This is a genomic window from Roseibium algicola (assembly GCF_001999245.1).
In the GTDB taxonomy this organism is placed as follows: domain Bacteria; phylum Pseudomonadota; class Alphaproteobacteria; order Rhizobiales; family Stappiaceae; genus Roseibium; species Roseibium algicola.
This window is the reverse complement of record NZ_CP019631.1, coordinates 315,977-329,253: the sequence shown is the minus strand read 5'-3', so window position 1 is coordinate 329,253 and position 13,277 is coordinate 315,977. Positions and strand designations below refer to the sequence as shown.

The following is a 13,277-nucleotide window of genomic DNA, read 5'->3' as shown; positions in this document are numbered from 1 at the left end:
CGCCGCCATGTCTTACAGGCAGGCAGAAACAGCGGAGGACATCGCAGCGCGGATCTCCGGCTCATCCACGAGCGGCAGCACGATGGCAATCTGGCAGGCCTCTTCCAGCGGCACGCCTTGCGCTGTCAGCTGACCGGCTGCAATCAACATGCGCGTCGATGCACCTTCGCGCAGTCCGTGACCCTTGAGGTTCCGGGATCTTTCCGCAACCCGGACAAGAACCCTTGCTGTTTCAAGCTCGACACCGGCTTCGCGCGCCACGATTTCCGCTTCGATTGCCGCATCAGGATAGTCGAAGGAAATCGCGCAGAACCGCTGCCGGGTGGATTCCTTCAGATCTTTAAGCACACTCTGATAGCCGGGGTTGTAGGAAATCACGAGCTGGAAGTCCGGATGCGCCTGGACCAGTTCATTCTTCTTTTCCAGCGGCAAATGGCGGCGATGGTCAGTCAGGGAATGGATGACGACCGTCGTGTCCTGCCGCGCTTCCACCACTTCATCGAGATAACAGATCGCACCGTGCCGGACGGCCGCCGTCAGCGGTCCGTCGTGCCAGACGGTACCGTCGGCATCCAGCAGAAACCGTCCGACCAGATCCGACGCGGTCATGTCCTCATGACAGGACACCGTGATGAGAGGACGCTTCAGCCGCCAGGCCATGTGCTCGACAAACCGCGTCTTGCCGCATCCCGTCGGCCCCTTCAGAAGGATCGGCAACCGTGCGGCATAGGCGGCTTCATAATGGCCGACCTCCTGTGCAAAGGGGCGATAAAAGGGTTCGCTGACAATGCGATAGGCGTCAATCGGGTCCTCAACCGGACCAGCTATCGGTGCATTCATTCCTGGACTTCCTGTTGAAGACGCTGCAGCGGGGGAAATCGCTGCAGCGCCAGGAGGATGCGGCGCTGCGAACCGCATCGCTCGGGAGGATCGCTGGATCAGCGCGTGCCGCCAGGTTGCTGGCCTGCGGCAAGAGCTCATCGATTTCGAACCGGGCGAGAGACTTCCCGCCCGGATTGGACCTGAGCCCTAGCGGTGGGTGCTTGCGCCGTTCGGGATGCCTTCCATCGGACATTCCTCGGTGCCTACCGTCGTGCGGGTCATGGCCTCGACCATCTCCCGCGTTCCTTCCGGATCGTTCACCCAGTTGGCGTAGAAGTTATAGGGGCAGGCTGCCTGGCCCTTGTCGCCGTCGCCGGAGTTGATCGTGCCGGTGTAGCCACGGTGCAGCAGTTTGAAGAGGTGGTTCTGCGACTGCATGTTCTTGCGGGCATCGCGGATCCCCGACACCGACATCTGGGCATATTGAATGCCGTTTTCTTCGGTGCCGCATTCCCCCAGCGTCCGGCCGTCGAAACCGATCAGGGCCGAATGGCCGAAATAGGAATAGACGCCATCGAAGCCGGCGGCGTTTGCAACCGCCACATAGCAGTTGTTCGCCCAGGCCATGGATTTGGAAATCTGGATCTGCTGCTCCTTGGCCGGATACATGTAGCCCTGGCAGCGGATGATGAGTTCCGCCCCGCGCATGGCGCAGTCACGCCAGATTTCCGGATAGTTGCCGTCGTCACAGATGATCAGGCTGATCTTCATCCCCTTCGGGCCTTCCGAGACGTAGGTGCAATCGCCCGGATACCAACCTTCGATCGGCACCCAGGGCATGATCTTGCGGTATTTCTGGACGATCTCGCCCTTGTTGTTCATCAGGATGAGCGTGTTGTAAGGCGCCTTGTTTGGGTGATCCTCGTGTCGCTCGCCTGTCAGGGAGAACACGCCCCAGACGTTCGCCTTCTTGCAGGCTTCGGCGAAGATGGCCGTTTCCTCTCCAGGCACCTGGGAAGCGGTTTCGTACATCTCCTTGGGGTCATACATGATCCCGTGGGTGGAATATTCCGGGAAGATCACCAGGTCCATGCCCGGAAGGCCGACCTTCATTCCCGCGATCATGTCCGCGATGTTGCGGGCATTGGCCAGCACTTCCTCGCGGGTATGCAGACGCGGCATCTTGTAGTTGACCACCGCCACGCCGACGGTGTCGTTGCTGCTGGAAATATCACCGTGATACATCAATTCCTCCTTCTAGGAACGGGTTGCCGCGCCTCAGACCACGAGGTGTTCGTGGACAAGGTCGTCGGACAGTTGGGCAATGCCGGAAGTGACCGCGACGGTGCCGCGGTCGAGGATCGCGAACCGGTTCGAGGCCCGGCGTGCGAAAGTGAGGTTCTGCTCCACCAGAACGATGGTGAGGCCCCTGGTTCGGTTCAGGTCGATCAGGACATCCTCGATCTGCTCGACGATGTTGGGCTGGATGCCTTCCGTCGGCTCATCGAGCAGAAGCACCTTGGGCTGGGAAAGAAGCGCCCGACCGATTGCAAGCTGCTGCTGCTGACCTCCAGAAAGGTTGCCGCCCCGCCTGTTCAGGAACTCCTTCAGGATCGGAAACAGCTCCAGCACCCAGTCGGCGATCTCACCCTGGCCCGACTGGGCGGCGAAGGTGCCGATCATCAGGTTCTCGCGCACGGTGAAGGCCGGCAGGATGCCGCGGCCTTGCGGGACATAGCCGATGCCGGCGAGCGCTCTTGCGTGCGTCGGCAGGCTGTTCAATTCCATTCCGTCCAGCTTGACCGAACCGGACGTGCGGCTCATCAACCCGAGGACACTGCGAAGAAGCGTCGTCTTGCCCACGCCGTTGCGGCCGAGAACGGAGAAAAAATCACCCTCGTCAATGTCCATGGAAACGGACTGGAGCGCACGGCTTCGGCCGTAGAAACCATCGAGACCGTTCAGCTCAAGCATGGCCGGCCTCCTTCGTTCCAAGATATGCTTCCTTCACCCGCGGGTCGCTGGAGACTTCCTCCAGCGAACCTTCGGCAAGCAGCTTGCCCTGGTGCATGACCGAAATGGTTTCAGCGATGTCGCGCACGAATCCCATGTCGTGCTCGACGACTATCAGCGTGTGCTCGCCCCGCAGCCTGTTGAACAACTCGGCCGTCTTGCCGGTTTCCTGCGCGGTCATGCCGGCTGTCGGCTCGTCCATCAGGATGAGTGTCGGGTTCTGGGCCAGGATCAGCGCGATCTCCAGCCATTGCGTCTGACCGTGAGACAGATGTCCGGCAGCAAGATCGAGATCGTCCTGAAGGCCGACCAGAACCGCAAGACGTTCGATTTCCTCGTCGTCGTGACTTGCGCCGAAACGTACGAGGTTGGCCAGAACGCCGGTGTTTCGTGATTGACCGATGTTCAGGTTTTCCCGAACGGTCAGTTCGCGGAAGACACTCGGCACCTGGAACTTGCGTCCGATACCGACGCGGGCGATCTGATATTCCTTCAGGGTATGGATCGCCTCCCCCTTGAAGCGGATCTCGCCTGAGGTCACACGGGTCTTGCCGCAGATCAGGTCGAGCGCAGTGGTCTTGCCAGCACCGTTCGGTCCGATCAGGCACCGCAGTTCGCCGCTGTTCACATCCAGCGATAGTCCTGAGATCGCCTGGAAACCGCCGAAGGACACACTGACGTCCCGAAGGCTGAGGTGGTCGGTTGCCGTCTTCATGACGCCGCCTCCGTGGTTTTCATGACATTGCTCGCGGATTTCCTGGCGCTGCCGGCGAAAAAGGGCAGCCGGTCGACGGCCATCGAGACGGCACCTGCAATGCCTTTCGGCAGAAACAGGACAGCGAGTACGAACAGGCCCCCCATGATCAGCATCCAGCTTTCCAGGAAGACTTCGGATTCCGACAGGGCACCCTGGACGCCGGTCACGATCAGGGCTCCGATGGCAGCCCCCAGAAGGCTCTGCCGGCCGCCCACGGCGACCCAGATCACCACGGAAAGACTGAGCGGCACGCTAAGGAATGTCGGCGAGGCGAATTCCATCACGATCGTGTAGAGCATGCCTGCCAGACCGGCGATGCCGGCCGACAGCGAGAAAACGAAGATCTGATAGAGCGCGACGTCGTAGCCGAAAAAGCGGACCCGGTTTTCCTGATCGCGGATCGCTTGCAGGATCATGCCGGTCTTGCTGCGAGTAACCGCGAGCGACAGGAGCAGCACGACACACAGGCACAGCGCGACCAGGTAATAGGTTGTCGCGGAATAGGCATCGAAGAAGAAACCGGCCACTTCGAACTGGGCGAGATCCGTGATGCCGTTGAAGCCGCCGGTGTAGCGCTGCTGATCGATGATCAGGAGATTGACCACCACCAGCACCGCCAGAGTGATGATCGACGCATAGACACCGGTGATGCGCCCGCGAAACATGAACCAGCCGAGCAGTGCAGCAAAGGCGGCAGGGATCAGGAGCCCCGCCAGAATGGCGAAGGTCATGGAGTGAAACGGCGCCCAGAACCAAGGCAGTTCGGTGACATTGTTCCAGACCATGAAGTCCGGAAGCCCTTCGCTGCCGGTATGTACCGGCACGGTGCGAAGCTTGAGGCCCATGGCCATGGCATAGGACCCGAGGCCAAAGGTGGCTGCCTGGCCGAGATTGAGAATTCCGGCGTAGCCCCAGGAGAGACTGAGCGAGACTGCCAGGATGGCGAAGACCAGGTAGCGGGAATATTTGTTCAGGAGAAACGCATCGTCCAGCACGGACGGCACGAGCAAGATGGCTGCACAAAACGCCAGATAGAGCACCAGCCGTGGTGTTGATTTTCCAGTCAGGTTCATTGAATTGCGATCCTTTTTCCGGCCGTGATCACGAGCGCACACGGGTCGAGAACAGGCCTTCGGGCCGAAAGCGGATGAGGATGACGATCGCCAGCAGGACCAGCGCCTTGGCCAGGGTGTCGTTGCTGTGGAAGGCCAGGAAACCCGAAAGTTCACCCAGGATCCCGGAGCTTGCGACAGTGCCGAGCAGGCTCTGGGCACCACCAAGGACAACCACCATGAAGGCGTCGACAACGTAGGTCGTCCCCATTTCCGGAGAGACGCTCTTCAGCGGCGACACGAGCGCACCGGCGAGACCGGCGATGCCGGCGCCATAGGCGAAGGTCGACCGATAGATGCGGGCGGAATTGATGCCGAAGCTGGAGGCGATCTCCCGGTTCTGGGTAATCGCGCGCAGTTTCAGCCCGAAGCTGGTGCGCCGGTAGATGACCCAGGTGAGCCCGAAGAGGACCAGCGCAAGACCGAGGATGAACAGCCGGTAGGCGGACTCGCTCGCGCCGAACAGGGACACGCTGCCACTGAGGAACGCCGGGATCTCGACATAACGCAGCTCGCCACCGGCAATCAGCCGGATCGCCTGCTGCGCCATCACGCCAATGCCCCAGGTCGCCAGGATGGTGTCGAGCGGCCGGTCGTAGAGATGGCGGATGACCAGGGCTTCCACGGCCCAACCGAACACCGCAAGAATGAAAAAGATCGGGATCAGGCTTTCCAGCAATCCCATGCCAAGCTGGGACTGCAGAAACCAGGCGCAATAGGCGCCCAGCATGACGAATTCGCCATGCGCGAGATTGATGACCCCGGTCACGCCGTAAATGACGGCGAGGCCAAGGGCGACCAGCATCAGGATCGAAGCGATACTGAGGCCGGTCAGGAGTTGGGAGACGACAAGTTCCATCTGCAAGCCTTCAAGGTCTGGAAAACATCAGGTCACGGAAAAGCCGGGCGGCGTGACGACACGCCACCCGTTTGCGCGCGTCAGCTGCTCTTCAGACCGTCAGCGGTGCAGACCTGGCCGTCGTAGGCCTTGTAGGGAATGGGCTCCAGCCAGTCGGCGGACTGTTGCAGGATCTCGAACTGGCCATCCGACTTGCACTGGCCGATCTTCGGTCTCAGCCAAGTATGAAGGTTCTCGCCCTCGATCTTGACCAGTCCCTGCGGCGCGTTGAACTGCTCGCCCTTGACGGCCTCGCGGATGGTGGTCGGATCGATATCGTCCGGCGACAGTTTCTCGACGGCCTGCTTGAACAGATGCACCTGGAAATAGGACGGCTCGGAGACGAAATGCGTGACCTTGTCGCCGCCCCAGCGGGACTTGTAGGCCTCTACGAATTTCTGGTTTTCCGGTGAATCCCAGACCATGAAATATGGTGCGGAGGTGAAATGCCCCGCGGCAGCGGCACCGCCCATCGCCGCCACTTCGTTTTCCGAGGTGGTCAGGCTCGCCATTGGCATCTTTTCCGGGTCGAGACCGGCCGCATGATACTGTCGGTGCAGGGCGACAACGGAATCGCCGACCACCGTCGAGAAGATCACGTCCGGCTTTTCCGCCTTCAGCTTGTTGATGACGGACGAGAATTCCGAATGGCCGAGCGGCACATATTCCTCGTGAACGACTTCGGCTCCAAGTTCGGCCAGCAACTTCTTGCAGTAGTTGTTCTCTTCCTTCGGATAGATGTAATTCGACCCGATCAGGTACCAGCGTTTGCCGAAATTCTTCACCAGCCAGGGCACGAACTCGTCCTGCTGCTGATTGGGAACAGCACCTGTGTAAATGACATTCTTCGAGCACTCGCGGCCCTCGTAGAGGGTCGGATACCAATAGAGATTGTCCCGCTTTTCGAACACGGGCAGCACGGCCTTCCGGCTGGCCGAGGTATAGGAGCCGAAGACCGAAACGCATTTGTCCTGGAGGACAAGCTTGCGCGCCTTTTCCGCGAAAGTCGCCGGATCAGAAGCCGGGTCCTCAACCACCGGAACGATCTCCATGCCGTTGACACCGCCGGCGGCGTTGATTTCCTCGATCGCCATGATCGTCGCCTTGTTGAGCGACTCTTCGATAATCGCAGTCGTCCCGGTCAGGGAGAACAGAACCCCCACCTTGATCTGGCCGCCGGCGGCGCGCGCCAGTCCGCTGTTCTTGCTCCAGATATGCGGGAAGGTGCCGAGACCGGCTGCCCCGAAAGCGGCCGACCCGAGAAGAAAATTGCGCCTGTTGGTTTTCACGTTGCTGCTCCATAAACAAAAAAAGCCCCGTCCGCCCTGCCCTGCGGCAGCTCGTTCGGGGCATCGTCGCCTCTGATTTTTGTGAACGCGGCTATGGTGCCGCTGAGGGAAATGTCTGAATTTCAGACAACAAAAAACCCCACGTTCCGCCAAGACGAAAACCGTGGGGCTCTTTTACCCGGATGTACGTGGCGCTGTTGCCACGAATAACTCTGAAAGATTAGCTAAGAAGTTCGTGCGAGTCAATTATCGCATTTGCAACTGCGCCGATAGTTACGCGCCGTTCCATCGCCTGTCGACGCAAATAGTTGTAAGCTTCCTCTTCGCTTACATTCTTGACGCGAACCAACAGAGACTTTGCACGCTCAACAAGGCGCATTGTTCTGAGATTTTCGTCAAGTTTATCGATCCGGTTTCTTAGTCGACGCTCGTAAAGAAAGTGCTCGCGCGCCAGAGCGACGCAAGTCTGGACCGCGCGCTGGACGACCGGATAGTGCAGCACGCCATGGGCAGCGCAATTATGGATCAGCTTGAGATCCAGATTGCTGACACCGCGATCCACCAACACCAGACCGGCTTCCGGCTCTCCCGGCAACCAGGGGATACGTTTGGGCATGTCCTCGACCAGCGTGCAGAACACAAGATCGCAATCGACAGGCAACTGCGGCGGGATCGGCCAGATATGGCGCACCTCGCAACGCAGGCGCTGCAACTCCCGGATCAGGCGTTCGCCATCCTCATCGGGTTCGACGATAACCGCGATCCTGAGGTTCTGATGCGGAGTTGTCGCGGTGGCGTTCTTGCGCATGGCAGCCGCTGCCGACGTTCGTTGCGAAAGCGGACGCTTGGTCGTCTTGGCCGCCGCGGTTGTGTCCATTTCCAGTGTCTCCCCGGTTGTCTGCTTGTTTGTCCAGGTTCTTCGGGAGGTTTGTGTCAGCTGTATTCGAGGCATCGGCCGTACCCAATCAAGTAAGGATCCGCCTTCACGCTGGAGGGCGATTCAAAAACGATATCGAACTGGCCGCTGCGGTTCGCGCGGCCGATGCGGGTCCACAGGTCGGCATGGCCCCACACGGGGTTGATGGAAACTTCGCCCTGCGGGGCATCGAATTCCGATCCCATGACCGACTGGCGGATCATCGAGGTGTCCATGGAGTTGGTCTCGGCAAGGGTCTTGGCGAAGACATTCACCTGGAAATAGGACGCCTCCAGACACATGTTGGTCGGCTCGTCCTCGCCGTAGCGCTTCTTGTAACGGTCGATGAAGGTCGCATTACGGTCGTTGCCGACACCCTGGAAATAGGAAGCGGCGGTCAGATGGCCGTCGCCGACATCATATCCCATCGCCCGGATCTCGGCCTCAGTGGTTGTCAGGCTGGCGATCGGCATCACTCTCGGGTCGATGCCGAGATCGGCATAGGCCTGATAGAGATATGTGGTCGTGTTGCCGACCACGGTGGAGAAGATCACGTCCGGCTGCACCTGCCGGATTTCGCGCATGATCGGTACGAAGGAACTTCTGTCCGCTCCCAGCCGGACATAACTCTCGCCGACGACACTGCCGCCGTTGTTGCGGATCAGCTCCCGCATGATGCGATTGGATTCGCGCGGATAGATGTAGTCCGACCCCACGAAATAAAACCGCGTTCCGTAGAGCTCCATCAGGATCCGGCACAGCTGGACACTGTTCTGGTTGGGTGTTGCTCCCGTGTAGATCACGTTGGAGGAAAACTCGAAGCCTTCGTAAAGCGTCGGATACCACAACAGGCCGTTCAGTCGCTCAACCACGGGCAGAACGGCCTTGCGGCTGGACGAGGTGTAACAGCCGAATATCGTGCTGCAGCCGTCCTCGACCATAAGCTTCTTTGCAAGAAGCCCGTAGTTGCGTGAGTCCGAACCCGGGTCATAGATAATCGGCTCAATGGGCCGTCCGTTGATCCCGCCGCTATCATTGATTTCATCGATCGCCGTCAACGTCCCGCGCAACTGGGTTTCCTCGATCACCGACATGTAGCCGGACTGCGAGAACAGCACACCGACGCGCCACGGTTCGGAAGTTTTGCATGAACTGGTCAACCCAAACTCTCCCCTTTCAGTCCTGCGCCGGCCGCCAAAGCGGCCGGCCGGGCTGGCCTTGCCTGTCAGGCACTACCCGCAAGTATTTCCTTCAGCTTCCCGTCCAGAAACGCCACATCAACCGGGCTGGTGCCCGGCCCACCTGCAAAATGTCCCCATATGGATTCAATCGGAATCAACGTCGCATTCGGCATGTTCGCGACTTCGATTTCGCTGTCTTCCGGCGGGAAGTATAGATCCGTTCGGCCGGGCATCACATATGCCTTCGATTGTATTGCCCCCAGCGCCTTCTTGTAATCGCCATGGTAGATGTCGTTGGCGCTGATATCGCCATTCTGCCAGGTCCAGAGCATGGCCAGCAGGTTGTTGGCGTCCTTGGGAAGGAAAAATCCTTCCCAGAACGCAACCAGGAAATCCTCCAGCGAGGAATATCCAAGCGTCTTCAGGTCCAGCTCTTCCCGGTAGAAGGATTGCGAGAAACCCCAACCGGCATAGACACGCGCCATCGCCCGAAGCCCTCGTTCCGGCTTTTTCTCGTACCAGCCTTCCAGAAAGGCGGCATCGGCTGTCAGGGCCGCTTTCACCCCCTCCAGGAACACGAAGTTGTGCCGGGAGCATTTGGCGGACCCGCAAAACGGCACGATCCTCTCGACCATGTCGGGATACATCGCGCCCCAGTGGAAGGTCTGCAGGGCCCCCATGGACCAGCCCGTGACCATCTTGATGCGCTCGACACCGAACTTCTGTGTCATGAGCTGGTGCTGTGCGCGGACGTTGTCATAGGCGGTCACTTTCGGAAACCGCGCCGCGTTGTAGGGCTCGGGCGTGTTGGACGGCGAAGATGACAAGCCGTTGCCGAACATGTTCGGAATCACGATGAAATACTTATCGGGATCCAGCGCCATGCCCTTGCCAACCAACCATTCGTTGTCGACGTGCTGGCCGGAATACCAGGTCGGGTAAACGATGACGTTGTCCTTCGCCGCGTTGAGCTTGCCGAAGGTCTTGTAGGCGAGCTTGCACTCGCGAAGCGTTGCGCCGCTCTGAAAGGTGAAGTCACCCAGTTCGTAAATTTCGTAGTCCGCCATGGAAGGCTATCCTCTGGTTTTTGGTATTGTCCGGCGGCCTAAGCCGCCGGAAATGGGTCAGGCACCGGCCCTTGCGGCCTCTGGCATCCGGTTGAACAGGAGGTAGGCAACCCCACCGGCAAGCCCTGCGGAAATTGCCGTCGAAAACTGCGGTGCATAGAACTCGACGATCACCGCAACGATGGAACCGGCCGCCCAGGCAGCGAATGCGGTTGGGCGCCAGTCACGGTCGATCGTGGCGTTGCGGCGCTGCAGATACTGGTCAACCAGAATGATCGCGCCGATCGGCGGAACCAGGATGCCGAGCAGGGAAAGCCACTGGATGAAGAACGCCCAGACGTTGCCGGCGGCAATGACGATACCGATGACACCCAGGACAACCGCCATCAACCGCATGCGGCTGTTGAGAATACGCGACCAGCCGGTCGCGGCATTGTAAAGGCAATGAGCGCAGACAGAGCCGAGATTGCAGTAGAGAAAGAGGAAGGCAAGGACACTGAGAAAAGTCAGCTGCTTGCCGTTCATGTAGCCGAACATGTTGTCCGTGCCGAAGGGATTGGCATCGGGAACCGCAAGGGCTGCCGTCATGATCCCTCCGACCAGCATGGCGCACATGTTGGCGAACGGAAAGGCGCTGAACGTTGCGATGACGGATGCCTTGGTATCCTTTGCCCAACGGTTGAAGTCCGCCGTCACTGTCCCGGCATCGATGAACAGGGCGATGACCACTGTCAGTCCGACACCCATGGACATGGTCGCCGCGCCGTTGTTGCCGGGATAAGCCGCGATTTCCGCCCAGCTTGTCGTCGACAGGCTGTCGGCAACCACCCAGCCGCCAAGCAGCACGAACAAGGGCACCGACACCAGCCCGATCAGGTGAAGACCGTGTACCCCGACGAAGGTGATGCCGATGTAAAGCAGGCCGGCGATCACGGTCATCGCGACATAGTTCAGCTCGTAGGCCGAGCTGATCAAGGATCCCGTGATGCCGGTTTGCACAGCGTACCAGCCGAGCAGCAAGGTCGACAGCAGGCCGGAGGCAAGCATGTATCCCTTCCGTCCGAAGACCACGCTGGCGAGAAGTGCGAAATTCATGCCCCTGCGCGTGCCCAGAACTCCCAGCAGGCCGACATAGGCAAACATGATCAGGTTGCCCAGGAGCATGGCCCAGACCGCATTTGTGAAACCCATGCCCAGAACCAGGAGGGACCCGGTCATGGCGCCGGTGATGATCATTGGAAAACCGATCCAGACGGTCGTGACCGAAAAGGTGCTCCTGCGGGCCGACATCGGGACCGGCGTGTGTTCATATTCTTCTCCGAGAACATGATCCACTTCGTCCAAGGCTTCCGCCTCGCCGTGTAACTTGCTCATTTTTACCCCTCATTTTTATTGTTCTGCCGCGCCCCGGCAGTTGTTCGGGGTCTCTCTCGCGGCACATCGCTGAGCGCAAAAGAAAAGGCCTCCCTACAGCTTCGTTTCCGAAGACATAGAGAGGCCTTTTCGCCTGCGAATTTTAAAGTGGCCCCGTTGCCACGCTCCAATCACTTGGAGATTGAAACGTTATCGAGAGGTTTTATTTCTGTCAACAAAATCGGCACACGGTTTCTGCCGAATTTTTGACCAGCCACCTAAAAGATTTTTCTTATTAATTTCAATTAATTACGGAAAATTTATCGCATAAGCGCCGGTCAGACAAAGATCAAAGCACTCTATTCGGGCTGCTGTTTCGCGATGTCAGGGGTTGGAATTTTCTTTCGCCAAGCCCCGACACCAGTTTTCGAAAATGGCGCAACCTCGGCCTCTGCAACTGCCTAGTCCGCCTGCTGTGACGCGCTTCTGCGTTTGTCTCGATGCCTATTCCTGGGTCAGATGCTCGAAGAAGGTCGAGCCTGAATAGTCTTTCCGGAAAAGGCCCAGATCACCCAATGCAGGAACCACCTGTTCCAGGAGCAGGCGCACCGCGTCCAGAGATCCACCCGGAAAGGCGACGAAACCGTCGATCGCACCTGCCGCTGCCCAATCCTTGATTTGTGCGACCGCATCGGAAGGTGTGCCGACGACGAGCCAATGGGCCGAGCCGATAACCTCCGGCCGGCACAACAGGTCTTCGACGGCCGGTTCGTCCCGCTCGATCATCCGCCGCAGAAGTTGCGAATGGGTGCGGCTGCGCACCGTTTCCGGTGGCGGGGGCAGATCCGTGGCTTTCACCTGTCGTTTTGCCGGCCAGTCGCAAAGATCGAGCCCGGTCATTTCCAAAACTGTTGCCAGGCACCTGTCCCGGCTCACGCGTGCGTTGGTTTCGGCAAAGAGCTCCTCGGCCTCCGCCCTGGTCGGCGCAAGGTAAAGGCTCAACCCTGGCAAAACCCGGATATCGTCGCCCTTTCGTCCGCGCTGTTCGGCCCGTTTGCGCAAATCGGCCCGCAAGTCCACGGCTGCAGCCTTGTCCGGTGTCGAGGCGAAGATCGCGTCCGCCACCGAAGAGGCAAAGTCACGGCCTGCGCCCGATGCCCCTGCCTGCACAAGCGGTATCCGTGTCTTGCCGAAGCGCGGCAAGTTGAGCGGACCCTTCACGTTGAAGAACGAACCTTCGTGGTCGACCGGTTTGACGAGTTCCGCATCGGCGAACAGCCCGCTTTCCCTGTCGAGCTTGAGAGCTTCATAAGGAAAGCTCTCCCAGAGCTGCCGGACGACTTCGGTAAATTCGGCGGCCCGTGCATAGCGTTCCTCCGGGCTCGGCATTTCGGACAGACCGAAATTCGCGTTGCCGTCCAGCGCAGTGACGATGTTCCAGCCGGCCCGCCCGTTGCTGAGCCAGTTCAGCGACTGGATCTGCCGGGCGACGATATAGGGTGGAAAGAAGGTCGTCGACGCTGTCGACAAGAGCCCGATCCTCGACGTCTCGCGCGCGATCGCGGCCAGCAGCAATGTCGGGTCAAGGCTGGCAAACCCGGTGCCGGATGCCAGCAGCCCGGTGTTCAGAAACAGCGAGTCCGGCAGAAACGCAAAGTCCAGTTTGACCTGCTCCGCGCGCAGTGCGACGTCGAGATAAAAATCACTGCCGTAAAGGCCTTCCACGCCACTGTCCGCACGACGCCACGCGTCGCCGCTGAGCCATGTCGGGGCGAGCGACATGCCGATATGCAATTTCTTTGAGGGGGTCATCAAATCCGCTCTTGATTGGATTGGAAACGAGTTCGAGGGCTGGCTTTGGGTTTGCTG

12 protein-coding genes are annotated in these 13,277 nt (G+C 59.5%); all 12 read right to left on the bottom strand.

From position 1 onward, the window contains the following. Positions 1 to 12: 12 nt before the first annotated feature. A complete protein-coding gene (locus B0E33_RS29820; protein WP_077294391.1) occupies positions 13 to 840 on the bottom strand; it encodes a CbbQ/NirQ/NorQ/GpvN family protein in 828 nt (275 codons plus the stop codon). 189 nt (positions 841 to 1,029) lie between these two features. Then, entirely contained in the window at positions 1,030 to 2,067 is a 1,038-nt protein-coding gene (locus tag B0E33_RS29815; RefSeq protein WP_023001365.1) for an aliphatic amidase, read from the bottom strand. Positions 2,068 to 2,100: 33 nt separating this feature from the next. Beyond that, positions 2,101 to 2,796 carry an urea ABC transporter ATP-binding subunit UrtE gene (gene urtE / locus B0E33_RS29810; RefSeq protein WP_023001366.1) on the bottom strand — a complete coding sequence of 232 codons (696 nt, stop codon included), beginning with the start codon at positions 2,794 to 2,796 and terminating at the stop codon, positions 2,101 to 2,103. Beyond that, positions 2,789 to 3,550: an urea ABC transporter ATP-binding protein UrtD gene (urtD, locus tag B0E33_RS29805; protein WP_075283434.1), complete on the bottom strand. Its 762-nt coding sequence runs from the start codon at positions 3,548 to 3,550 to the stop codon at positions 2,789 to 2,791. The genes urtE and urtD overlap by 8 nt, the downstream gene beginning before the upstream one ends. After that, the gene (urtC, locus tag B0E33_RS29800) at positions 3,547 to 4,665 is read right to left on the bottom strand and encodes an urea ABC transporter permease subunit UrtC (RefSeq protein ID WP_077294388.1); all 1,119 of its coding nucleotides are present in this window, start codon (positions 4,663 to 4,665) and stop codon (positions 3,547 to 3,549) included. Before urtC ends, urtD begins: the two co-directional genes overlap by 4 nt. Before the next feature lie 28 nt (positions 4,666 to 4,693). Next, positions 4,694 to 5,563, bottom strand: a complete 870-nt coding sequence (gene urtB, locus B0E33_RS29795) for an urea ABC transporter permease subunit UrtB (protein ID WP_023001369.1) — start codon at positions 5,561 to 5,563, stop codon at positions 4,694 to 4,696. Positions 5,564 to 5,643: 80 nt separating this feature from the next. Continuing rightward, positions 5,644 to 6,891: a transporter substrate-binding domain-containing protein gene (locus B0E33_RS29790; RefSeq protein ID WP_023001370.1), complete on the bottom strand. Its 1,248-nt coding sequence runs from the start codon at positions 6,889 to 6,891 to the stop codon at positions 5,644 to 5,646. Positions 6,892 to 7,111: 220 nt separating this feature from the next. Further along, positions 7,112 to 7,768, bottom strand: coding sequence for an ANTAR domain-containing response regulator (locus tag B0E33_RS29785; protein WP_167579705.1), 657 nt, complete (start codon positions 7,766 to 7,768; stop codon positions 7,112 to 7,114). A 56-nt stretch (positions 7,769 to 7,824) separates the two neighbouring features. After that, positions 7,825 to 8,901, bottom strand: coding sequence for a transporter substrate-binding domain-containing protein (locus B0E33_RS29780; RefSeq protein WP_077294643.1), 1,077 nt, complete (start codon positions 8,899 to 8,901; stop codon positions 7,825 to 7,827). A gap of 131 nt (positions 8,902 to 9,032) precedes the next feature. Continuing rightward, positions 9,033 to 10,055, bottom strand: coding sequence for an alpha/beta fold hydrolase (locus B0E33_RS29775; RefSeq protein WP_077294382.1), 1,023 nt, complete (start codon positions 10,053 to 10,055; stop codon positions 9,033 to 9,035). 57 nt (positions 10,056 to 10,112) lie between these two features. Next, complete coding sequence (locus tag B0E33_RS29770) at positions 10,113 to 11,429, bottom strand: purine-cytosine permease family protein (protein ID WP_077294379.1); 1,317 nt, start codon at positions 11,427 to 11,429, stop codon at positions 10,113 to 10,115. 483 nt (positions 11,430 to 11,912) lie between these two features. After that, positions 11,913 to 13,220 (bottom strand): NtaA/DmoA family FMN-dependent monooxygenase, encoded by a 1,308-nt coding sequence (locus B0E33_RS29765; RefSeq protein ID WP_077294376.1) that lies wholly within the window; start codon positions 13,218 to 13,220, stop codon positions 11,913 to 11,915. Positions 13,221 to 13,277: the final 57 nt, after the last annotated feature.